We start from the raw sequence: 22843 nt of genomic DNA, 5'->3' as shown, positions 1-22843 counted from the left end.
CGACACCCTCAATGAAAATCCCGCGACGGCGGCAGGATGCGGACGTTGCAGGGGTGGCGGATCTTTTGCGCCGGCATGTCCGCGAGCGCGCGAGGGTCTTCGTTGAGCGGCTCGACCAATGTGGCGCCTGCCGGCACCGGATGCTGGCGGCTCAAGGCATCGTTGGCGAGGCCGACCAGATCGTGCGAGCGATCGATCATGCGCTGGGCGATCAGATGCGTCACCTTTTCGGGGCTGCTCTGGATATAGCCGTGAACCTCGATGAGCCGCGCGCCCATCACCTCCTTGCGATACTGCTCCATGATCTTGGGCCACACCACGACATTGGCGATGCCGGTTTCGTCCTCCAGCGTCATGAACACGACGCCGCTGGCGCTGCCCGGTCGCTGCCGCACCAGCACCACGCCGGCGCAGCGGACGCGGCGGCGCTCGTTCTCGTGGCTGATCTCCTTGCAGGCGACGATCCGCTCGCGCGAAAACATCTCGCGCAAGAATTCCACCGGATGGCCCTTCAGCGACAGCCGGATGGTCTGGTAGTCCGCGACCACCTGCTCGGCGCGCGGCATCAGCGGCAGCGGCTTGGCATGCTCGTCCGGCTGCTCGCGCGCGGTGGCCGCCTCGAACAGCGGCAGCGGCACGTCGTCAGGCAGCCGCCGCACCTGCCACAGCGCCTCGCGGCGGTCGAGCCCGAGCGAGCGGAACGCGTCGGCATCCGCCAGCAGGATCAGCGCGCGCTTGGGCAGGCCGGTGTCGCGGGCAAAATCTTCCAGTGAGGTGAAGGGGCGGCGGTTGCGGGCCGCGACGATGCGGTCGGCCCAGTCTCCCGATTTCTCCGCATTGTCATTCCGGGGCGACGCGTTAGCGTCGAGCTCTGATGCGCAATTGCGCATCTGAGAATCCATTCCGCCAGGCGCATGCGGCCCGACGGATTCCAGGCTCGCGCTACGCGCGCCCCGGAATGACGACTGAGAGCGCTTCAGCCTCTCCTCATCCTCGTCCAGCCAGTGGAATCCGTCGATCTGGCGGAAGCCAAGACGGACGGCGCAGTATCTGCCGCTCCCCTCCTCCAGCGTGTTTTGCGCAAAGCTGTAGGACACGTCGATGTCGCGGACCTCGACGCCGTTCTTGCGGGCGTCGCCGACAATCTGCGCCGGGGCGTAAAACCCCATCGGCTGCGAGTTCAGGAGGCCGCAGCAGAACGCATCCGGGTGATAATGCTTCAGCCATGACGAGATGTAGACGAGCTGCGCAAAGCTCGCAGCGTGGCTCTCCGGGAAACCGTAGGAGCCGAACCCCTTGATCTGGTCGAAGCAGCTTCTGGCGAAGTTGGAGTCGTAGCCGCGCGCCACCATATTGCCGATCAGCTTCTCCTCGTATTGGCCGATGGTGCCGACATTGCGGAAAGTCGCCATCGAGCGGCGCAGGCCATTGGCTTCCTCGGAGGTGAAATGTGCCGCTTCGATCGCAATCCGCATCGCCTGCTCCTGGAACAGGGGCACTCCCAGCGTCTTGTGCAGCACCTTGTAGAGCTCGTCCTTGTCGCCATGCTCCGGCGACGGCGAGGGATAGCTCACCTTCTCAAGCCCGTTCCGCCGCCGCAAATAAGGATGCACCATGTCGCCCTGGATGGGACCCGGCCGCACGATCGCGACCTCGATGACGAGATCGTAGAAGGTCCGCGGCTTCAGGCGGGGCAGCATGTTCATCTGCGCACGGCTCTCGACCTGGAAGACGCCGAGCGACTCCCCGGCACACAGCATGTCGTAAACCCTGGGATCGTCCTGAGGAACGCTCGCAAGCACAAAACGCTCACCCTTGTGCTGGTCGATCAGATCGAAACACTTCCTGATGCAGGTCAGCATGCCCAGCGCCAGCACGTCGACCTTCATCATATGAAGCGCGTCGACGTCGTCCTTGTCCCATTCGATGAAGGTGCGGTCATCCATCGCGGCGTTGCCGATCGGCACATAGGTGTCGAGCCGGTCCTGGGTCAGCACATAGCCGCCGACATGCTGGGACAGATGGCGCGGGAATTCGATCAGCTCGGTCGCAAGCTCGACCGCGAGGTTGATCATGGGATTTTTGGGATCGAGCCCGGCCTGCCGGACCTGCATGTCGTTGAGGCCCTTGCCCCAGCTGCCCCAGACGGTGTCGGCGAGCGCGGCGGTGACGTCCTCGGTCAGGCCGAGCGCCTTGCCGACGTCGCGAATGGCGCTGCGCGGGCGGTAATGGATCACGGTCGCGATGATCGCGGCGCGGTGGCGACCGTAGCGGCGATAGACATATTGCATCACCTCCTCGCGCCGCGAATGCTCGAAATCGACGTCGATGTCGGGCGGCTCCAGCCGCTCCTTGGAGATGAAGCGCTCGAACAGCAGATCGACCTTGGTCGGATCGACCGAGGTGATGCCGAGCACGTAGCACACGGCCGAATTCGCCGCCGATCCCCGTCCCTGACACAGAATGTTCTGGCTGCGCGCATAGTGCACGATGTCATGCACGGTGAGGAAATAATGCGCGTATTTCAGCTCGGCGATCAGCGCGAGTTCCTTGTTGAGCGTCGCCCGCAGCTTGTCGTCGATCTTGCCGTCGAAATACTTCTCGACACCCGCCCAGGTCAGATCCTCCAGATGCCCCTGTGCGGTCTTGCCCGGCGGCACCGGCTCGTCCGGATATTGGTATTTGAGCTGATCGAGTGAAAACTCGATTGCGTCCGCAAAGCGCATGGTCTCCGCGATCGCATTGGGAAAATCGCGGAACAGACGCGCCATCTCGCGCGGCGTCTTCAGGAACCGTTCGGCATTGGCTTCCAGCTTCCGCCCCACAGCCTCGATCGTGGTCTTTTCCCGGATACAGGTCAGCACATCCTGCAGCGGACGGCGGCCGGGATCGTGATACAGCACCTCGTTGGTCGCGAGCAGCGGCACCTTTGCTTTCATCGCGAGATCATCGAGCCGCGCCAGCCGGCGCCGGTCGTCGCCGCGATAGACCAGGCTCGCCGCCAGCCACACGCCTTCGGCGCGGCCGGCCTTCAGCTGCGCAAGAACGTCCAGCGCCTGGGCCGGGTCGAAGCGATGCGGCAGCGTCAGGATCAGGAGCTGGCCTTCGGAAAATTCCAGCAGATCGGCGAAGCTGAGACGGCACTCCCCCTTCTCGATCCGCGTGACGTCGTCGCCGCGCTTGCCTCGGGTCAGGAGCTGGCACAGCCGGCCATAGGCGGCGCGGTCGCGCGGATAGACAAAAATGTCGGGCGTGCCGTCGATGAAGACGACGCGTGCGCCGATCAGCAGCTTCGGCTTGTGCAGCACCTTGTCATTGTCGAGCTCCTTGTAGGCCCGCACCACGCCGGCGAGCGTGTTGTGGTCGGCGATGCCGATCGCGGGAATGCCGAGCTCGCTGGCCTGATGCACATAGGCGCGCGGATCCGAGCCGCCGCGCAGGAAGGAGAAGTTGGTGGTGATGCCGATCTCGGCATAAGCGGGAGCATTCATGCGAAGAGACCGTGCACATACCAGCCGGGCGAGGCGGGCTTGCCGTCGCCATCGAACACTTCCCCCTCGTAAAGACCGTCGCGAAAGATCCAGAAGCGCAGGCCCTCGGCATCCTCGATGCGGAAATAATCCCGCGTCAGCTGCTTGCCGTCCTGCCGCCACCATTCCATCGCGATGCGCTCGGGCCCCTCCACCCGCACCACGGCATGCAGCGCGCGGCGCCAGGTGAATTGATGCGGCGGACCATCCGGCACGGCCGCGAACGGCACCTTGATCGGCTCCGGCTTGTCGAACAGCCTTAAGGGACGCAGCGGCGGCTCGCTCTCGACACGTGCGGGCCATTCGGCCTGCATGGCGGCAGCAAGATGATGCTGCGCCGGGGCGGCCATCACTGCACATTCGGGAATATGGGTATCCTCAGGCAGATGCACGACGACGCGTTTTCCTCCGATGCGCGCGGCGATGCGGTCGATCAGCGCGGCGAGCTCGTCATTGTCGTGGACATGGGCGTCGAGATCGCGCTGCTCCTGCACCACGATCTCGGTGCGGCTCGCCGACAGGCGCACCATGTCGAAGCCGAAGCCGGGATCGAGCGGATCGGCGAGCGCATCGAGACGCTCGCGGAACAGGCGGTCGATCACCGCGCTTTTCGTCACCGGACGTCCGGTCTCGACCATGATCGCGCGCACCACGCCGTCGGTGCGGAAGAAGGCGGCTTCGAGCCTGCGCGCGCCTTTGCCCTGTTTCTCCATCGATGCGATCAGCATGTCGGCGAGCCGCGACAGCGTCATCGCAATCATGGTGTCGGTTGCGATCGGCTCGGCGAAGCGCTTCTCCACGATGTAATCGGGCAGCGGCTTGCGCGGGCTGATCGGCGCATCGCCCTGCCCCAGCGCATGCGCGAGCAGCGTGGAGAACCGGGCGCCGAACCGCGCCGTGATCTCGCTCGGCGCGCGTGAGGCGACGTCGCCGATGGTCTTCAGGCCGGCGCGGCGCAGGCCGGTGGTGATGGCCTCGCCCGCACCGAGCGCGGACACCGGAAACCGCTCGATCGCCGCCGCCTCGCCGCCGTCGGCGACGATGCTGCTAGATGCCTGCCGCGTCAGCGTACGCGCGCAGATCGACGTGCCGGCGATTGCCGCACCGACGGCAAAGCCCTGGCGAGCGAGCGCACGAACCAGCGTCGTGAGCAGCGCAGCCTCGCCGCCGAACAGATGCGCGCAGCCGGTGATATCGAGGAACAGCCCATGCGGCGGATCGAGCGCCACCAGCGGCGTGAAGCGGTCGCACCAATCGGCGACATCGCTGAGCGTCTTCGCATCGGCCGCGACATCGGCGTCGAACACTTTCAGATCCGGACACATCGCCCGCGCATTCGCCAGCGGCTGACCGATGTACAGGCCGAGGCGCTCGGCGGCCTCGTCCAGCGCATGGATCACAAGCGCATTATTGTCCTTGATGACGACGATGCTCGGCTCATGATTGGCTTTACCCAGCCCGGCGCTGTTGAAAAACCGCTGAATCCTGTCGATCGGCAGGCGCGGCAGCCACAGGCTGAGAATACGTCGACGGCTCGCTGAACTGGCACTCATCACAATTCCATTCCATGATCCACCGGCCGCAGGGGCCATGACGATTGCGCAAGAGCGTGGCATCGAAGCGCGGCGCGCCCCAAACGCTCCAAGGCGCCGCAGGCATTGAAGCCGGTCCCGGCGGCGAATGCGCCGCGCGCAGCATCCATCGCGTCTCCGCAGTCGACGGCAAAGGTTGCGCGGCCATGCGCAGCATCAGGCCGGTGACGCCGGAGCTCTGCGCGGCCAGCGTCAGCTTGCGGCTCGCCACGAGATCGAACTGCCTGGTCTCGCCCCAGAGCTCGAGCACGACGGCGCCCAGCGCGTCGCAGGCAAGCGCATCGGCCGAGGTGCGCAGCGCGCTCTCGACATCGGCGGCGCGGACCGTCACCACGCGGCGCGGATCGAGGCCGAGCTCTCTGAGCCCGCTCATCGACAGCGCGCCTGTTTCCACTTCCGAAAAATCCTGCCGCACCCACAGCAGCGGCTTGCGCGCCGCCACGCGCCCCGCAAGCCCCATGACAAAACCCGTTGCGGCCACGCCCTGGCGCCCCTCGCAAAACACCTCGTGGATCGCCGCACGCGCGAGTCCGCCCTTCAGCGCGCCATCGGCCTGGCCATGGCCGAGCGCCACCCGATCGTGCTGATGCACGATCTCCGCGGTCTGGATGCGCTCGATCTGGCCGCGCAAGATCGCAAGCGCGCTCATACGTGCGCCGCTCATGCTCGCCGCTCCTTCAGGAAGTGGTGCCGTGGTCTTCAAAAGAAGAACCAGCGGCTGGCTCATTTGTTCATGATATGTTCTAATATAAAGCTAACGGCGCGCGGAGAGTCAATCGAATTGGCGCGCTTTCGGATTCATGAACGGAATCAACGGGATTCAAAACATGGACGTGCAACGCAAGCTGGAAATCCTGGCCGATGCCGCCAAGTACGACGCGTCCTGCGCCTCCAGCGGCACCGAAAAGCGGGATTCCAGCGACGGCAAGGGCATGGGCTCGACCGCCCCCGGCATGGGCATCTGCCATTCCTATGCGCCGGACGGACGCTGCATCTCGCTGCTCAAGGTGCTGCTGACCAACGCCTGCAATTACGACTGTCTTTATTGCGTCAACCGCGCCTCCTCCAACGTGCCGCGCGCCCGCTTCACCATCGAGGAGGTGGTCAAGCTGACGCTCGACTTCTACCGGCGCAATTACATCGAGGGCCTGTTTCTCTCTTCCGGCATCATCCGCAGCCCCGACTACACGATGGAGCAGGTGGTGAGTGTCGCGCGAAAACTGCGCGAGGAGCATCACTTCCGCGGCTACATCCATCTGAAGACCATTCCCGAGGCCGACGATGCGCTGATCGCGGAAGCCGGCAAATATGCCGACCGCCTCTCCATCAACATCGAGATGCCCGAGGAGACCAGCCTGCAGCAATTCGCGCCCGAGAAAGACGTGCGCGCGATCCGCCGCACCATGGGCCGGCTGCGATTGAAGCTGGACGAGGCCGAGGAAGGCCGCAGCGCAAAGACGAAGGCCAAGCCGCAACGCTTCGCGCCGGCCGGCCAGAGCACGCAGATGATCGTCGGCGCAGACAGCGCTTCCGACCACACCATTCTCCACACAAGCGCCAATCTCTACGGCGCCTACCGGCTGCGGCGCGTCTATTATTCCGCCTTCAGCCCGATCCCCGACGCAAGCCGCGCTTTGCCTCTGGTGCAGCCACCGCTGCTGCGCGAGCACAGGCTCTACCAGGCCGACTGGCTGATGCGGTTCTACGGCTTCGACGTCGGCGAGATCGTCGACGACAGCGCCATGCTGCCGCTCGAGATCGATCCAAAGCTCGCCTGGGCGCTGCGCCACCGCGACCGCTTCCCGCTCGACGTCAACCGTGCCAGCCGCGAGGAATTGCTGCGCGTGCCGGGCTTCGGCACCAAGGCGGTCGAACGCATCATCGCGACACGGCGCACCACCACGATCCGCCTCGCCGATCTCGCGCGGCTGCATGTGCCCCGCAGCAAGGCGATGCCGTTCATCGTCCTCGGCGATCACCGGCCGTCGCCACACCGTCTCGACGACGCGCGGCTGATCGACCGGTTCAAGCCGAAGGCAACGCAACTGGGGTTTGGCTTCTGATGCAGTACATCACCCTCGACACCGAAATCGATTTCGACGGCTGGCGCAAAGCCGCGCGTCACCTCGTGCTTCATCACGTGCAGCCGTACGATGTCACCTGGACCGTGCAAGGCGGCGAAGCCGAGCTGTTCGCCCCGCCCGCGCCATCACCGATCCTCGAAGTGAACGACGGCACCTTCACCGTATCAGGCAAATTCATCGAGCTCGCCAAAGCAGCGATCCTGCACCGCGATCCCGAGCGCTTTGCCATCCTCTACCGGCTGCTGTTTCGGCTGAAGGACAGTCACGACCTCATCGACGTCGCGACCGATCCTGACGTCGCGCAAGTCACCGCCATGGCGAGAGCGGTCCATCGCGACGAGCACAAGATGCATGCCTTCGTGCGCTTCCGCGAGATCGGCAGGGAACGCGAGGCGCATTACGTCGCCTGGTTCGAGCCGGAGCATCACATCGTCGAGCTCGCCGCGCCGTTCTTCGCAAAACGCTTTGCCGACATGCCCTGGTCGATCCTGACCCCGGACCTCTGCGCGCATTGGGATGGCCACGCACTTTCGTTCACGCCAGGCGTCAGCAGGAGCGAAGCACCGAGCGAAGACCGGCTGGAAGAAACCTGGCGGCGTTACTACGCCAGCATCTTCAATCCGGCACGGCTCAAGGTGAAGGCGATGCAGGCCGAGATGCCCAAGAAATACTGGAGGAACCTGCCCGAGGCTTCGATCATTAAGCCCTTGATCGAAGACGCCGAGCGCATGACCGGCGCCATGATCGCCAACGCCGCAACCGATCCGCACAAGCCCCAGAAGCGGCCGGAGGCACCGATGAAACGCAAGCCCGCTGCCGACGATCTCGAAACCCTCCGCGAGGAGGCCGCGCATTGCCGCGCCTGCCATCTCTACAAGGACGCGACCCAGACCGTGTTCGGCGAAGGCCCGAAGTCCGCCAATATCATGCTGGTCGGCGAGCAGCCCGGCGACAAGGAAGACCTCGCCGGCCATCCCTTCGTCGGCCCGGCCGGCCAGATGCTGGACCGTGCGCTGGAGGAAGCCGGCGTGGACCGTAAGAAGGTCTATGTCACCAATGCGGTCAAGCACTTCAAATTCGTGCCGCGCGGAAAGATCCGCCTGCACCAGAAGCCGAATACGCCGGAGATCCGCGCCTGCCGGCAATGGTACGAGCGGGAAGTTGCGGCAATCCAGCCCGATCTGATCGTGGCGATGGGTGCCACCGCCGCGCAAAGCGTGTTCGGCAAGATCACCCCCATCGGCAAGACCCGCGGCCGTCTCATCGAGCTTCCCGAGGGACGAAAAGCACTGGTGACGGTGCATCCGTCCTATCTGCTGCGACTGCCTGATCCGGAAGCCAAGGCGCTGGAATATCGGCGCTTTGTCGACGACCTGAAGATTGCCGCGAGCTTGCAGAAGAAGGCGGCGCGGGCTGCCTGAATACTGGCAAGAAAGCGGTATTCAACCGCCGCTTGTCATCCAGCCTTCAAATCCGTCGCGGACAATGCCCTCAACTGCAAGTTAAGGGGCGTCCAGACATGAGCGATGTTGCATTCGACCGCGCGGTAGCAGATCCCGCGCCCGTCCAGCCGGCCTCGCGGCCAAATCTCGACAAGGGCTTCAATCCGCTGACGATGATCCTGTTCTTCGGCATCCTCGCCGCCGGCCTGCTGTTCGTCGCCTACAGCATCTATGTCGACGTCAACGCGACGGGCGTGCGGGTGACGACCTACCTGCCCTACATCCTCCTGTTCGTTGCGCTCCTGATCGCGCTCGGCTTTGAATTCGTCAACGGCTTCCACGACACCGCCAATGCGGTGGCCACGGTGATCTACACCCATTCGCTGCCGGCCGAGGTCGCGGTGATGTGGTCGGGCTTCTTCAACTTCCTCGGCGTGCTCCTGTCCTCCGGTGCGGTCGCTTTCGGCATCGTCTCGCTGCTGCCGGTCGAGCTGATCCTCCAGGTCGGCTCCAGCGCCGGCTTCGCCATGGTGTTCGCGCTGCTGATCGCCGCGATCCTGTGGAATCTCGGCACCTGGTTCTTCGGCCTGCCCGCCTCCTCCTCGCACACGCTGATCGGCTCGATCATCGGCGTCGGCGTCGCCAACGCCGTGATGCGCGGCCGCGACGGCACTTCGGGCGTGGACTGGACCAAGGCGACCGAGATCGGTTATGCGCTGCTGCTGTCGCCGCTGTTCGGTTTCATCTGCGCCGCCGTGCTGTTGCTGCTGCTCAAGTTCATCGTGCGCAACCCCGCACTTTACGCCGCTCCCGAAGGCAACAAGGCGCCGCCGCTCTGGATTCGCGGCCTGCTGATCGCGACCTGCACCGGCGTCAGCTTCGCGCACGGCTCCAACGACGGTCAGAAGGGCATGGGCCTGATCATGCTGATCCTGATCGGCACCGTGCCGACGGCTTACGCCCTCAACCGCGCGCTGCCGGAATCCCAGATCGTCCAGTTCCAGAAGACCTCGGATGCCGCCGCGAAGGTGATCTCCGCGAAGGGCGCCGGCCACAGCATCATCGGCGATCCCCGTCCGGCCGTGACGCAGTACATCACGTTGCGTCACATCAACGAGGGCACCTATCCCTCGCTCGCCGTGCTGGTGAAGGATGTCGGCGACCAGGTTGCCAGATACGGCACGCTGAACAAGGTGCCGGCGGAGGCCGTCGGCAACACCCGCAACGACATGTACATGATCTCGGAAGCGATCCGCTTCCTGATGAAGGACAAGGAAAACGATCTCAACAAGGAGGAGATCGCGACCTTGAATGCCTACAAGGGCTCGCTCGACGCCGCCACCAAGTTCATCCCGAACTGGGTGAAGATCGCGGTCGCCATCGCGCTCGGCCTCGGCACCATGATCGGCTGGAAGCGCATCGTGATCACCGTCGGTGAGAAGATCGGCAAGAGCCACCTCACCTACGCGCAGGGCGCCTCGGCCGAGCTCGTGGCCGCCGCCACGATCGGCGCCGCCGACGTGTTCGGCCTGCCGGTCTCGACCACGCATGTGCTGTCGTCGGGCGTCGCCGGCACCATGGCGGCCAATGGTTCGGGCCTGCAAATGGCCACCATCCGCAACCTGCTGATGGCGTGGGTGCTGACGCTGCCCTGCGCGATCATGCTGTCGGCCACGCTCTACGTGATCTTCTCGCGGATGTTCTGAAGACTTCTCCCTCGCCCCGTTCTTACGGGGAGAGGGCAATTGCTTTTGAACCTTCGGCAGACGTCGTCATGCCCGGGCTTGTCCCGGGCATCCACGTTCTCAGTGCTGCGTGGAAAGGCGTGGATGGCCGGGACAGACCCGGCCATGACGCTGTGGTTGCTGTCGGTGCCAACCCTCATACGGGATTGCCCTGCCGCAAGCGGGGCGAGGTAAGAAAAAGCCTTACGACGCCGCCAGCTGTTCCTCGACCAGCTTCACCCAGTAGGACGTGCCGTAGACGATCGCCTCGTCGTTGAAATTGTAGGCGGGGTGATGCAGGCCGGCACTGTCGCCGTTGCCGCAGAAGATGAAGGCGCCGGGCCGCGCTTCCAGCATGTAGGCGAAATCCTCGCCGCCCATCAGCGGCGGCATCTCGTGCACATTGGCTTCGCCCGCGACCTGCTTGGCGATGCGGCGCGCCACCTCGGTCTCGGCGGCGTGGTTGTTCACGACGGGATAGTTGCGTTTGTAATGCAGGTCGATCTTGGCGCCGGTGATCTGGGCGACGCCCGCCACCACCTCGTGCACGCGCTTTTCGACCAGCTTGCGCACCTCGGGCGAGAGCGTGCGGATGGTGCCCCGCAGAATCGCGGTCTGCGGAATGACGTTGCGGGCGTTGCCGGCGTGGAATTCGCAGATCGAGATCACGGCCGATTCCAGGGGATCGACGCTGCGCGCGACGATCGATTGCAGGGCGGTGATCACCTGCGCGCCAACCAGCACGGAATCGATGCATTTGTGCGGCCGCGCGGCGTGGCCGCCGAGGCCCTCGATCATGATGTCGACCTCGTCGGTCGCCGCCATGATCGGACCAGGCCGGATCGCGAACGAGCCGACCGGGATGCCCGGGCCGTTGTGCATGCCGTAGACCTGCTCGATGCCGAAGCGCTCCATCAGGCCGTCCTTGACCATGGCCGCGCCGCCGGCGCCGCCCTCTTCGGCCGGCTGGAAGATCACCACGGCATCGCCGGCGAAGTTGCGGGTCTCGGCGAGGTAGCGGGCGGCCCCGAGCAGCATCGCGGTGTGACCGTCATGGCCGCAGGCGTGCATCTTGCCCGGGATCTTGGAGGCGTAAGGCAGATTGGTCTGCTCCTCGACCGGCAGCGCGTCCATGTCGGCGCGCATGCCGATCACCTTGAGTCCCTCGCCGGCCGGCTTGCTGCCCTTGATCACGCCGACCACGCCGGTCTGGCCGAGGCCGGTCACGACCTCATCGCAGCCGAACTCGCGCAGCCGGTCCGCCACGAATGCTGCGGTGCGGTGGACGTCGTACAGCAGCTCGGGATGCTGGTGGATGTCCCGGCGCCAAGCCTGAATATCGGATTGAAGGTCGGCGACGCGGTTCACGATGGGCATGGAGGTCTCAAGCTTTGTTGAAACTATGGCACTGTCTACCATGCAAGCATCAGTCCAGCTAACTTCCGCAGATCGAGGGTAGCCCTGTCCTGTCGTCATGGCCGGGCTTGCGGCCGGCTCGTCTCCAACTTGTCTTGGCCGTCCACCTCTGACTATTAGAACGGAAAGCGCGTGGATGTCCGGGACCAGCCCGGGCGTGACGCCTGTCCGGGTGGAAGCAGAATGCCAAGGCGGCTCGAAGGTGAGTTCGACTACATTGTCGTCGGGGCCGGCACGGCCGGCTGCATCGTCGCCAACCGGCTCTCGGCCGAGCCCAAGAACCGCGTGCTCATCCTCGAAGCCGGCGGCGACGACAACTGGATCTGGTTCCATATCCCGGTCGGCTATCTCTTCGCGATTGGCAATCCGCGCTCGGACTGGATGTTCAAGACCGAGGCCGAGCCGGGGCTGAACGGGCGTTCGCTCGCCTATCCCCGCGGCAAGGTGATCGGCGGCTGCTCGGCGATCAACGCCATGATCTCGATGCGCGGACAGGCTGCCGATTACGATCACTGGCGCCAGCTCGGCATGACCGGCTGGGGCTACGACGACGTGCTGCCGCTGTTCAGGAAGCTCGAGGACCATTTCCTCGGCGCGAGCGAGCATCACGGCGCCGGCGGCGGATGGCGCATCGAAGCGCCGCGGCTGTCATGGGACATTCTCGATGCCGTCGGCGATGCCGCCGAGGAAATGGGCATCAAGCGCATCCCGGATTTCAACACCGGCGACAACGAAGGCACCAGCTATTTCCACGTCAACCAGAAGCGCGGCCGGCGCTGGTCCTCGGCACGCGGCTTCCTCAAGCCGGCCTTGAGCCGGGCGAACCTGCGGCTCGAGAAGCACGTGCTGGTCGACCGCCTGATCATCGAGCAGGGCCACGCCGTCGGCGTACGCTTCATCCAGAACGGCGAGATGATCGAGGCGCGCGCGAAACGCGAGGTGATCCTCTCGGCCGGCTCGATCGGCTCGGTGCAGGTGCTGCATCGCTCCGGCATCGGGCCCGCCGACTGGCTGTCGCCGCTCGGCATCGACATCGTCATGGACAGGCCCGGCGTGGGGCGCAACCTGCAGGACCATCTGCAGCAGCGTGCGATCTACAAGGTCGAGGGCGTGCGCACCCTGAACGAGACCTATTACAATCTGTTCCGACGCGGGCTGATGGGCCTCGACTACGCCTTCCGCCGCCGCGGTCCCCTGACGATGGCGCCCTCGCAGCTCGGTATCTTCACCCGCTCCGATGCGACGCGCGCCCGCGCCAACATCCAGTTCCACGTGCAGCCGCTGTCGCTCGACAAGTTCGGCGATCCCCTGCACCGTTTCCCCGCCATCACCGTGAGCGCCTGCAATCTGCAGCCGACCTCACGCGGCATCGTGCGGCTGCGCTCGGCGAGCCCGGACGAGAAGCCGATCATCGCGCCGAATTATCTGTCGACCGACGACGACCGCCAGGTCGCCGCCGATGCCATCCGCACCACGCGCCGCCTGATGCAGCAGAAAGCGCTCGCCAAATATCGCCCAAGCGAATATCTGCCCGGTCCCACCGTCGGCGACGACGACGCCGCGCTGGCAAAAGCCGCCGGCGATATCGGCACCACCATCTTCCATCCCGTCGGCACGGCGAAGATGGGCGCGGTGAGCGATCCCATGTCGGTCGTCGACGAGCGCCTGCGATTCTACGGGCTCGAAGGCCTGCGCATTGTCGATGCCTCGATCATGCCGACGATCACGTCCGGCAACACCAACACGCCGACCGCGATGATCGCCGAAAAGGGCTCTGCGATGATTTTGGAGGATGCGAAGTAGCGTCCCGCCATCATGACCAGCCCGCAGCGTTTTTCAATCGGCCCGGCCGGTGCAGAGATCGCCATCTTGCAATGGGGGGAGCGCGGCAAGCCACCCGCCCTGCTCGTGCACGGCACCGGCTTCGTCGCCGCCGTCTGGGACGAGGTCGCGTGCGAGCTTGCATCGACCTGCACCGTCTACGCGCTGGACCGCCGCGGCCATGGCGCCAGCCACAAGCCCGGTGCCTATCATTTCCTGGATTTTGCCGATGACGTCCGACGGGTGATGGATGCACTCGAGCTGCGCAACGTCTACGGCATCGGCCATAGCGCGGGCGCGACCGATCTCCTGCTCGCGGCGAAGCTCTTGCCCGGCCACTTCACGCACCTGTTCGTGATGGAGCCAACGGTGATGGATCCGCGCAGGACGCGCTCCGGCGGATTGAGCGACGAATCCGTCGCCCGCGTCCAAGGCACGCTGCGCCGACGCGCCGAGTTCGACAGCGCCGACGCCGTCTTCGAGCGCTACCGCACAGCGCCTGCGTTTGCGGATTGGACCGAGACTTCGCTTCGCGCCTATGTGCGCCACGGCTTCGTGCCGCTCGACGATGACCGCGTCCGACTCTGCTGCACACCCGAGATCGAGTCCGCAATCCTGCATCCGATCTACGAGGTGATGGAGCAGGTGTACGCTGGCGACGCCCGCGGCAATCCGTTTGCCTCGCTCGCCGAGATCGACTGCCCGGTGCGCGTGACGACCTCCGGGAAATCAGGGCCGATCTATTGGGAGATGGCGCGACGCGCCGTGTCGCTGATTCCGCGGGCCAGCACGCAGGTCTTCGAGGAAGCCGGACATTGCGTGGCTCAGGAAGTGCCGGCGGCCGTGGTCGCAGCCGTGCGGGAGTTCACGAAATAGGTCTCGTGCCCCGGACGCCGCGCAGCACGCAAGTGATGCGCTGCTGAGCCGGGGCCCATCTCACCGCGTGCCGTGCGGCCGGTTGGATCCCGCAGCTCCGTGCTAGACCGCCTCAGGCCGACCTTCGCACCGCGTTGTCCACCAGCGTCTTGCCGAGCGACCAGATCGCGCCGGGAACCTTGTGGCTGCCGGCGATGACGTCGTCGAACGCCTTTTCGATCCAGGTGCAGTCTTCCTCGGTGATGGTGAGCGGCGGCAGCAGCTTGATGGTGTGGCTGCCATGGCCGGCGACTTGCGTGAGGATCTTGTGATCCTTGAACAGCGGCACGGTGATGAGCTGGCAGAACAGGCCCTTGTTGGCGGTCTCCAGCACGTTCCAGGAGGCGCGCAGGCGCAGCGATTTCGGCGGGCCGAACTCGACGCCGATCATCAGGCCCTTGCCGCGGACTTCCTTCATCAGCTCGTAGCCGGGCACCATGCGGGTCAGCGCGAGGCGCAGCTCGGCGCCGCGCTTGGCGGCGGACTCGATCAGCTTCTCGGATTCCATGACATCGAGCGTGGCGATGCCGGCGGCCATCGCGAGGTCGTTCTTGGAGAAGGTGGAGCCGTGCACCACCGCACGGTCCATCTGGTTGAAGATCTTGTCGAAGATGGCCTTGCGCGTCAGCACCGCGCCGACCGGCACGTGGCCGCCCGACAACGACTTCGACAGCAGCACCATGTCGGGCTCGACGTTCCAGTGCTCGACCGCGAGGAAGCGGCCGGTGCGGCCCATGCCGGTCTGGATCTCGTCGGCGACGAACAGCGTGCCGTATTTCTTGCAGAGCGCGGCCGCGCCGGGCAGGAACTCGTCGGTGGGCATGTTGACGCCCTTGCCCTGGATCGGCTCGACGACGAAGGCCGCGACCTCGCGCGAGGCCAGCGCCTTTTCGAGCGCCGCCAGGTCGTTGAACGGGATCGGGGTGCAACCGGGCAGCAGCGGTTCGAAACCGTTGCGGAAATTCGAATCGCCGGTGAGCGACAGCGCGCCATAGGTCAGACCGTGATAGCCATGGGCGCAATAGACGATGCCGGGACGCCCCGTCGCGCCACGCGCGAATTTGATCGCGGCTTCGACGCATTCGGCGCCGGAATTGGCGAAGAACGCCTTGTCGAGATAGGGGACGTATTTCAGCAGCCGCTCGGCGAGCACGCCGGCGAGCGTCGAGACGTCGAACTGGACGAGGTTGGGCAGGTCGGCATCGAGCACGCTCTTGAGCGCCTCGCGCATGACCGGATGATTGCGCCCGATCGCAAACACGCCAAAGCCGGACAGCAGGTCGAGATAGCGGGCGCCGTCGCGATCGTAGAGATATTGGCCCTGCCCTTTCTGGAAGCCGACATCGTAGCCGATGGTCTTGAGGACCCGAACGAACTGCTCGTTCAGATACCGATTATGCAGGGTGCTGCGCTGGGCCTGACGGTCCGCGAATAGCTGAGACATGTCTGGATTTGGGCTGTGCATCCGTTACATACTTCGGTTGAGGGTCGTCTCGTCAACTGAAAAGGGACCGTTACTCAAAACGGTCTGTGCGGCCTTTTGCCCTTTTTCGGACCATCTTCGCAAGCACAGCTTTAGACCATGTTGCACTGCCGAGGAACTATCATGCGTTTAGCCCTTTACACCGGACTAATACTGGCTGGCGGTTACACCTGCCTGACCCCGGCGCTCGCCGCCGACCCCACCGGCGATTGGCGGGTTGCCGACGGCGTCGCCAACATCCGCGTCGCCCAATGCAATGGCAGCATGTGGGGCGCAGTCTCCTGGGAAAAGCAGCCCGGCGGGCGCGACGAGAACAATCCGGATGTCTCGAAAAAGAACAGGCCGACGCTGGGCATGGTGACGCTGATCGACATGAAGAAGAAGCCAGGCGCCGATCAGTGGGAGGGACAGGTCTACAACGCCCAGGACGGCCAGACCTATAGCGCGACCATCACGCCGAGCGGTCCCGACCAGCTCGAAATCAAGGGCTGCGTGATGGGCTTCCTCTGCGGCGGCGAGACCTGGACTCGGGTTGGCCCGCCGATCCCCTTGAGCACCGCCAATGCCATGGCCAAAGGCGCGCCAAAGCAGCCCACCGGCGCGGCGCCGAAAGCCGCAGCTACGACGACGGCCGCAGCGCCAGCGCCTGCGCCCGCAGCCCCGAAGGCCGCCGGCGCAGCCAAACCCGGTCAGAAGAGCGCCACCGATCCGGTCGGCGACATCTGCCTACTCCCTGAGATTGCGGGGTTTGCCCATTAGGGCCGGCTGGAACAGCAGCACCGCCGCGAGCGTCGTCACCAGCGAAAGGGCCAGCAGCTTGCCCATGCTGGACGTGCCGGGATGGCTCGACAGCCACAGGCTGCCGAACGCGGTCGCCGTCGTCAGCGCGCTGAAGAAGATCGCGCGGGTCAGACTGGTCTGCAGCAGGTTGGTCCTGCCCGAGCGCCAGGCCACGACATAATAGATCTTGAAGGCGACGCCGACGCCGAGCAGCAGTGGGAACGCGACGATGTTGGCGAAGTTGAGCGGCAGGCCGATCAACACGCAGATCTCGAGCGTGACCGCGCCCGCAACCAGGAGCGGCACCAGCGTCATCAGCACGTCGACGAAGCGGCGCAGCGTGATCCACAGCAAGAGGCCGATCACCAGCAGCGCATAGATGCCGGCGTGGATGAACGCCCGCACCACGGTGTCGCCGGATTTCAGGATCGAGACCGGCCCGCCGATCGCGGTCGGCTCGGCAACGAGCACCGCCGCCGCAAATTTGCGCAGCGTGTCGTTGTCGTTCGGATCGCCCTTGGGCAGCGCCTCGACGCGGATAATGCCGTCCTTGCTCTTCCAGGCGCTGACGAGGTCGGGCGGCAGTGATTTCAGGGTGACAGGCTCTGCCTGCATCGCGTTTCTGAGCTGGTCGAACACGACCTTCATCGGCGTGACGAACACGTCCTGCGCCTTGTTCCGCGTGGCCTCGTCTCCATTGGCGAGCTTTTCGAGCGCGTCTGCCAGACGGCGCGAGGCGACCGCACCCGGCCCTTTCGCCTCGCCCGCGGTCCGGCGCAGATTATCGACGGAGGATTTCAGCGCCTCGACGTTTTCCTGGTCCGACGGCGCCGCATCGATCTGATCGGGGTTGAGTGCGGGGTTCAGCACCTTGGCGCCCTGCGCGAGCAGCTTCAGCTTCGGCGGCTGGTCCTGCGGCACGAAACTGTCGAGCGACATCACCCGCAGCACTTCGGGCACCTTCTCCAGCTTCGCCTCGACCTGCCTTGCCTGCTCCTCCGACGTCGTCATCACGTTGATGGCATTGGCGCCGGTGTTGGGGTCCTTGCGCAGATCGAGGAAGGTCGCAATCGATTCGGCCTTCGGATTGCGCAGGTTCATCGGGTTGAAGTCGAACTTCATGAAGTAGAGCAGCGGCAGGCCGCCGAGCGCCAGCAGCAGCGTGCCGCCGACGATCAGCACACGGTGCTTCTCCAGGAAGTGGTCGAGCGGCGCCAGGAAGGCGTAGCCGACCGGCTCCTTCTCGCCCGGCGGGTTCAGCAGCTTCAGCATGGCCGGCAGAACGGTGATCGAGGAGAGGAACGCCACCAGCATGCCGACGCCGGCGATCTGGCCGAGCTCCGCGATGCCCTTGTAGTCGGTCGGCATGAAGCAGAGGAAGCCGGCGGCGGTCGCCATCGCCGCGAGCGACAGCGGCACTGCCGAGCGCTTGGCCGCCAGCACCAGCGCGCCGGAAAGATCGTTGTGCTTGAAGCGCTCCGAGCGGTAGCGGACGCTGTACTGGATGCCGAAATCGACGCCGAGGCCGACGAACAGCACCGCGAACGCGATCGACAGCAGATTGAACGATCCGACCATCATCAGGCCGGCGGCGGTCGTGAGCGCAAGGCCGACGAACAGATTGACGAACACGGCGAAGATGATCTTCGAGGAATGCAACGCGAGCCAGAGGATGACCAGCACGACGAGAACCGTGCCGACGCCGTTGATGACGGCGCCCTCCTGGACGGTGGCGTATTCCTCATTGGCGATCGGGACCGGGCCGGTCAGCCGCACCCGCGCCTGGTATTTGGCCGGAAAATCCAGATCTGCAGCGGCCTTGCGGATCGCATCGGTGGCATCCTTGCCGGGCTCCAATGCGTTGTAGTCGAGGACCGGCTTGAACTCGATGAAGGCGCGCTTGTCGCTATCCTTCAGCGGCTCGTCGCTGACGAGCTCGCGCCAGGAGAAGCTCGCATTGCCCTTGTTGAGCACGGTCTCGACCGTCTGCGCGATCAGGTTGAAGGGCCGCGCGGTGTTGTCGAGCTTGACCTGGCCGCGCTTGACGCCGGCAAGTCCGGTCTCCAGCGCGCCGGTCAGGCCGCGGATCGAGGGATCGCCGGCCATGATCTCGATCAGGGGCGCGGCGGATTCGAACTCGCCGGTGATCTTGCCGACCTCTTCCGTCGGCAGGAACAACAGGCCGTTCTTCTCGAAGAACTCGCCGCTGCCGAGCTGGTGCATCGACTGGAAGTTGGTCTTGTCGTCCTTCAGCCTGGCATAGAGCGCGTCTGACGCCGCGCTCGCCATCTCGGGCGTTCGGGCTTCGACCACAGCCAGGATTAATTCATTCTGATCGAACGCCTTGTCGAACTGCTGGTCACGCTTGCGCCAGTCGAGATTTTGAGAAATCAGCGAATTGATGTCGGTGTTGATGGCGAAGTGCCGGGACGCGTAATAGCCCGCGCCCACCGACAGCAGGAGCCCGAGAACGACGACGAGGGAGGCAAACCGGGTGCAGGCCCTGACGATGGCAACGACGACGCTTTGCAGCACTTCTTTTCTTTCTGCGGTTAAACAGCTTGCCGGAAACGCCCGCTGTTTATCGGAGTTCCCGGGCGAAACCTATTGCTGTTTTGGGTGGTTCTCGCCGCGAGGAGGTTCGAAGTAAACGGCGGGAGACCCGGGCAAAACCATGCGGGGGCGGCCGGTATAGCCGGGGAGTTGAGGCGGGAAAGTGACGAAAGACTGGGCACTTTCGACGCGCTTGCCACTTGGGGAAATCTAACTACTATAATACCGCAACAGAGCCTCGATCGGAGCTGGAGGTTTCATTTGACCTTTCCTTGCTGCCGATTTTTTGACACAAAGTATTGCGCCTCCATGCGCCGGAGCCCCGACCGGGGGTGGGCGGCTACCGCGTGCGCGAACCAATGGTGCGGATATTGCAACTCATTGGTCAGTATCGGCATGCCGCCGGGGACTTTGAAGCGGATTGGTGCAACTTGCGTGATGGGCAACCCATGGAAGTTTATCTGGCGCAGCCGCGCGGCTTCTGCGCGGGCGTGGTGCGTGCGATCGAGATCGTGGAACGGGCGCTGGAGAAGTACGGCCCGCCCGTCTACGTGCGCCACGAGATCGTGCACAACAAGTACGTCGTCGAGAGCCTGAAGAACAAAGGCGCAATCTTCGTCGAGGAGCTGTCCGAGGTCCCGCCGAAGTCGGTCACGGTGTTCAGTGCCCACGGCGTCGCCCGCAGCGTCGAGGAAGAGGCCGCCGCGCGCGACCTTCCGGTGCTCAACGCCACCTGCCCCCTGGTCACGAAAGTTCACAATCAGGGGAAGCGCTACATCACCAAGGGCCGCACGCTAATCCTGATCGGCCATGCCGGACACCCCGAGGTCGAGGGCACGATGGGCCAGGTTCCCGCCCCCGTGCTGCTTGTCCAGAGCGTTCAAGAGGTTAAGGCGCTGACGCTGCCGGCGGATACGCCAGTGGCCTACATCACCCAGACCACCCTGTCGGTCGACGACACCAAGGACATCATTGCGGCCCTTCAGGCCCGCTTTACAGATATTCAAGGCCCGGATATCCGGGATATCTGCTATGCGACACAGAACCGCCAATCTGCGGTAAGGGACTTGAGCAAGCTGGTCGACGTGATCTTGGTGGTGGGCGCCGCCAACAGCTCGAATTCGAACCGGCTTCGCGAAATCGGCACCGAGGCCGGCGTCGCGAGTTATTTGATTGCCGACGGCAGCGAGCTCGATCCGGAGTGGCTGAAGAATGCCAGGACCGTGGGCATCACGGCCGGCGCCTCGGCGCCCGAGGTACTCGTGGATGACGTCATCGAAGCGATGCGGCGGATCGGACCGGTGAAGGTCCAGGTTTTGCCGGGCCGTGAGGAAAACATCGAATTCCGGCTTCCGGCCCAACTGGCCGCGAGCTGACCCACCCGAATTAAAAAGCCCAGAAAGAAACTCGTAATGGCTATCCCGTTCTTCAAGGAAATGCGTATCGGCGGCTATTTGCTCAAGCAGAGACTGCTTGGCCGCAAGCGCTACCCGCTCGTGCTGATGCTGGAGCCGCTGTTTCGCTGCAACCTCGCCTGCGTCGGCTGCGGCAAGATCGATTATCCGGATGCGATCCTCAACCGCCGCATGACCGCGCAGGAGTGCTGGGACGCCGCCGACGAATGCGGCGCGCCGATGGTGGCGATTCCCGGCGGCGAGCCGCTGATCCACAAGGAGATCGGCGAGATCGTGCGCGGCCTCGTCGCGCGCAAGAAGTTCGTCTCGCTCTGCACCAACGCGCTGCTGCTCGAGAAGAAGCTCGATCTGTTCGAGCCCTCCCCTTATTTGTTCTTCTCCGTGCATCTCGACGGCCTGCGCGATCACCACGACAAGGCGGTGTCGCAGAAGGGCGTGTTCGACCGCGCCGTCTCCGCGATCAAGGCGGCGAAGGCACGCGGCTTCACCGTCAACGTCAACGCCACCATCTTCGACGGCCATCCGGCCGAGGAGATCGCCAAATTCCTGGACCTCACCGTCGAGCTCGGCGTCGGCGTCTCGATGTCGCCGGGCTATGCCTATGAGCGCGCGCCGGACCAGGAGCACTTCCTCAACCGCACCAAGACCAAGAAGCTGTTCCGCGACGTCTTTGCGATGGGCAAGGGCAAGAAGTGGAACTTCATGCATTCGGCCCTGTTCCTCGACTTCCTCGCCGGCAACCAGGAATACGAGTGCACGCCGTGGGGCATGCCCGCGCGCAACATCTTCGGCTGGCAGAAGCCCTGTTATCTGCTCGGTGAAGGCTACGCCAAGACCTTCAAGGAGCTGATGGAGACCACCGACTGGGACAGCTACGGCACCGGCCGTTACGAGAAGTGCGCCGACTGCATGGCCCATTGCGGCTACGAGCCGACGGCGGCGACCGCAGCGCTGAACAACCCGCTGAAGGCGATGTGGGTGTCGCTGCGCGGCATCAAGACCTCGGGCCCGATGGCGCCGGAGATCGACATGTCGAAGCAGCGCCCGGCGCAGTACATCTTCTCGGAGCAGGTCCAGAAGAAGCTCTCGGAGATCCGCAAGGACGAGGCCGAGGCTGCGCAGGCGAAGGCCGCACAGAAGGCTTCGACCGCGGCGTAAGAGCGGACGCACTCAACTCTCACGACGAAGGCCCGGCCGCGATCGCGACCGGGCCTTTGTCTTGTGCCGTCGTGCCGCAAGATAAGCGGCCCGTTGTCCCGGACGCGCTGCAGCGCTCTTTGCGCTGCTGCGCCGAGCCGGGACCCAGCAACCACGTGCCGTGGCGCTGCATGGGCCCCCGCTCTGCAGCGCATCGCTCCCGACGATGCTTCGCATCGCGGGGGCGCTGCACTGCGTCCGGGGCACGAGATCCGGCAAATGATTGCACTTCGGTATTGATGACTGCTTCGATTGACCTTCGATCTTGGCAGACGCACATCCGCATTCTCGCGGCACCTTTTGCCCGAGGCTTGCTCGTGTTCGCCGCCCTCGAAAGACCAGAGGGCGCAGGGAAGGCCGGGCGCCGGCGGCACCCGCGATCCGTGCGCAACAGAGATGCACACGGGGTGGATCACAGGTGATGCCGGTCGCCCGGCCTTCCCTGCGCGGATGGTTTTAACGGTGTCCTTCGTGCTCTCCTCGGGGAGCGTTGCACTATTGCCCCCGTCGCCTCGCCGCTGGCCGATGCGCGCGCCGGTTGGCCGCCACATCACGGCGAGATTTGACGCCAGAACCCCGGGCGTCGGGACCACACGACTTCTCCGTCCGCGGACGGCTTGACCTGATCGCCGGGGGCTCGCGTGTGCTCACCTCCGACGACGACCGAAACCGCTGTTACCGCGCCGTGTCGTAGCGCGCCGCGCATGACTCACGGTTGCCCGCCCTGTCATCGCCTTTCGCGCCGGCGCTGCCGCGTCCACCGCACCCCGGCCCGCATCTCGTGACGATCGCGAAGCGCCCCTCTGGCAGGGCCGGGATGGACGCTCTATGCCATAAATCCGAAATTCGGGAAAGTGGAATATTTTTGCGGGAAGGGGTTGACGGCATTTG

14 protein-coding genes are annotated in these 22843 nt (G+C 64.8%); 8 read left to right on the top strand and 6 right to left on the bottom strand.

The window, feature by feature from the left end; translation table 11 throughout:
• Positions 1-8 precede the first annotated feature (8 nt).
• Genes E4K64_RS05285 through E4K64_RS05275 form a run of 3 tightly spaced genes read right to left on the bottom strand, consistent with a single transcriptional unit; the run spans position 9 to position 5786 of the window.
• Entirely contained in the window at positions 9-3491 is a 3483-nt protein-coding gene (locus tag E4K64_RS05285) for an error-prone DNA polymerase (protein ID WP_135162485.1), read from the bottom strand.
• On the bottom strand, positions 3488-5083 hold the full coding sequence (locus E4K64_RS05280; RefSeq protein ID WP_167771809.1) for a Y-family DNA polymerase: 1596 nt from the start codon (positions 5081-5083) through the stop codon (positions 3488-3490). Before E4K64_RS05280 ends, E4K64_RS05285 begins: the two co-directional genes overlap by 4 nt.
• Positions 4980-5786 carry an ImuA family protein gene (locus tag E4K64_RS05275; protein ID WP_135162484.1) on the bottom strand — a complete coding sequence of 269 codons (807 nt, stop codon included), beginning with the start codon at positions 5784-5786 and terminating at the stop codon, positions 4980-4982. The genes E4K64_RS05280 and E4K64_RS05275 overlap by 104 nt, the downstream gene beginning before the upstream one ends.
• Positions 5787-5949: 163 nt before the next feature.
• Here E4K64_RS05275 and E4K64_RS05270 point away from each other — a divergent pair, with 163 nt between their 5' ends.
• The 3 genes from E4K64_RS05270 to E4K64_RS05260 all read left to right on the top strand — a co-directional run bounded on the left by E4K64_RS05270 (position 5950) and on the right by E4K64_RS05260 (position 10354).
• Complete coding sequence (locus E4K64_RS05270) at positions 5950-7185, top strand: putative DNA modification/repair radical SAM protein (protein ID WP_135162483.1); 1236 nt, start codon at positions 5950-5952, stop codon at positions 7183-7185.
• Positions 7185-8627, top strand: coding sequence for a UdgX family uracil-DNA binding protein (locus E4K64_RS05265; protein WP_135162482.1), 1443 nt, complete (start codon positions 7185-7187; stop codon positions 8625-8627). Before E4K64_RS05270 ends, E4K64_RS05265 begins: the two co-directional genes overlap by 1 nt.
• Positions 8628-8725: 98 nt before the next feature.
• Positions 8726-10354 (top strand): inorganic phosphate transporter, encoded by a 1629-nt coding sequence (locus tag E4K64_RS05260; RefSeq protein ID WP_135162481.1) that lies wholly within the window; start codon positions 8726-8728, stop codon positions 10352-10354.
• 222 nt (positions 10355-10576) lie between these two features.
• On the opposite strand, the gene E4K64_RS05250 is transcribed toward E4K64_RS05260, so the two are convergent.
• Positions 10577-11749, bottom strand: coding sequence for a M20 aminoacylase family protein (locus tag E4K64_RS05250; protein ID WP_135162479.1), 1173 nt, complete (start codon positions 11747-11749; stop codon positions 10577-10579).
• Between the two features lie 222 nt (positions 11750-11971).
• Between E4K64_RS05250 and E4K64_RS05245 the strand changes: the two genes are divergently transcribed.
• Positions 11972-13591 carry a GMC family oxidoreductase gene (locus E4K64_RS05245; RefSeq protein ID WP_135162478.1) on the top strand — a complete coding sequence of 540 codons (1620 nt, stop codon included), beginning with the start codon at positions 11972-11974 and terminating at the stop codon, positions 13589-13591.
• 12 nt (positions 13592-13603) lie between these two features.
• A complete protein-coding gene (locus tag E4K64_RS05240) occupies positions 13604-14485 on the top strand; it encodes an alpha/beta fold hydrolase (RefSeq protein WP_135162477.1) in 882 nt (293 codons plus the stop codon).
• 112 nt (positions 14486-14597) lie between these two features.
• Here the strand turns inward: E4K64_RS05240 and hpnO are convergent, their stop codons facing one another.
• Complete coding sequence (hpnO, locus tag E4K64_RS05235) at positions 14598-15989, bottom strand: aminobacteriohopanetriol synthase HpnO (protein WP_135162476.1); 1392 nt, start codon at positions 15987-15989, stop codon at positions 14598-14600.
• Positions 15990-16130: 141 nt separating this feature from the next.
• Between hpnO and E4K64_RS05230 the strand changes: the two genes are divergently transcribed.
• On the top strand, positions 16131-16766 hold the full coding sequence (locus tag E4K64_RS05230; RefSeq protein ID WP_167771808.1) for a DUF2147 domain-containing protein: 636 nt from the start codon (positions 16131-16133) through the stop codon (positions 16764-16766).
• Here the strand turns inward: E4K64_RS05230 and hpnN are convergent.
• Complete coding sequence (hpnN, locus tag E4K64_RS05225; protein ID WP_135162474.1) at positions 16734-19322, bottom strand: hopanoid transporter HpnN; 2589 nt, start codon at positions 19320-19322, stop codon at positions 16734-16736. The two genes, E4K64_RS05230 and hpnN, sit on opposite strands and share 33 nt — an antisense overlap.
• 467 nt (positions 19323-19789) lie before the next feature.
• Here hpnN and ispH point away from each other — a divergent pair, with 467 nt between their 5' ends.
• The gene (ispH, locus tag E4K64_RS05220) at positions 19790-20716 is read left to right on the top strand and encodes a 4-hydroxy-3-methylbut-2-enyl diphosphate reductase (RefSeq protein ID WP_126256752.1); all 927 of its coding nucleotides are present in this window, start codon (positions 19790-19792) and stop codon (positions 20714-20716) included.
• A gap of 36 nt (positions 20717-20752) precedes the next feature.
• Entirely contained in the window at positions 20753-21913 is a 1161-nt protein-coding gene (gene hpnH / locus E4K64_RS05215) for an adenosyl-hopene transferase HpnH (protein WP_126256328.1), read from the top strand.
• Positions 21914-22843 lie beyond the last annotated feature (930 nt).

This window comes from Bradyrhizobium frederickii (assembly GCF_004570865.1).
Taxonomy (GTDB): Bacteria; Pseudomonadota; Alphaproteobacteria; order Rhizobiales; family Xanthobacteraceae; genus Bradyrhizobium; species Bradyrhizobium frederickii.
The sequence above is the reverse complement of the archived record's forward strand: the minus strand, read 5'-3'. Positions and strand labels throughout refer to the sequence as shown.

Excerpts from the sequence above, each read along its gene's own strand:
- E4K64_RS05245 (WP_135162478.1), top strand. The coding sequence starts at position 11,972 with ATGCCAAGGCGGCTCGAAGGTGAGTTCGACTACATTGTCGTCGGGGCC.
- E4K64_RS05275 (WP_135162484.1), bottom strand. The coding sequence starts at position 5,786 with ATGAGCGGCGCACGTATGAGCGCGCTTGCGATCTTGCGCGGCCAGATC.
- E4K64_RS05250 (WP_135162479.1), bottom strand. The coding sequence starts at position 11,749 with ATGCCCATCGTGAACCGCGTCGCCGACCTTCAATCCGATATTCAGGCT.
- ispH (WP_126256752.1), top strand. The coding sequence starts at position 19,790 with ATGGAAGTTTATCTGGCGCAGCCGCGCGGCTTCTGCGCGGGCGTGGTG.
- E4K64_RS05260 (WP_135162481.1), top strand. The coding sequence starts at position 8,726 with ATGAGCGATGTTGCATTCGACCGCGCGGTAGCAGATCCCGCGCCCGTC.
- E4K64_RS05265 (WP_135162482.1), top strand. The coding sequence starts at position 7,185 with ATGCAGTACATCACCCTCGACACCGAAATCGATTTCGACGGCTGGCGC.
- E4K64_RS05285 (WP_135162485.1), bottom strand. The coding sequence starts at position 3,491 with ATGAATGCTCCCGCTTATGCCGAGATCGGCATCACCACCAACTTCTCC.
- hpnO (WP_135162476.1), bottom strand. The coding sequence starts at position 15,989 with ATGCACAGCCCAAATCCAGACATGTCTCAGCTATTCGCGGACCGTCAG.
- E4K64_RS05230 (WP_167771808.1), top strand. The coding sequence starts at position 16,131 with ATGCGTTTAGCCCTTTACACCGGACTAATACTGGCTGGCGGTTACACC.
- E4K64_RS05280 (WP_167771809.1), bottom strand. The coding sequence starts at position 5,083 with ATGAGTGCCAGTTCAGCGAGCCGTCGACGTATTCTCAGCCTGTGGCTG.
- E4K64_RS05240 (WP_135162477.1), top strand. The coding sequence starts at position 13,604 with ATGACCAGCCCGCAGCGTTTTTCAATCGGCCCGGCCGGTGCAGAGATC.
- E4K64_RS05270 (WP_135162483.1), top strand. The coding sequence starts at position 5,950 with ATGGACGTGCAACGCAAGCTGGAAATCCTGGCCGATGCCGCCAAGTAC.
- hpnH (WP_126256328.1), top strand. The coding sequence starts at position 20,753 with ATGGCTATCCCGTTCTTCAAGGAAATGCGTATCGGCGGCTATTTGCTC.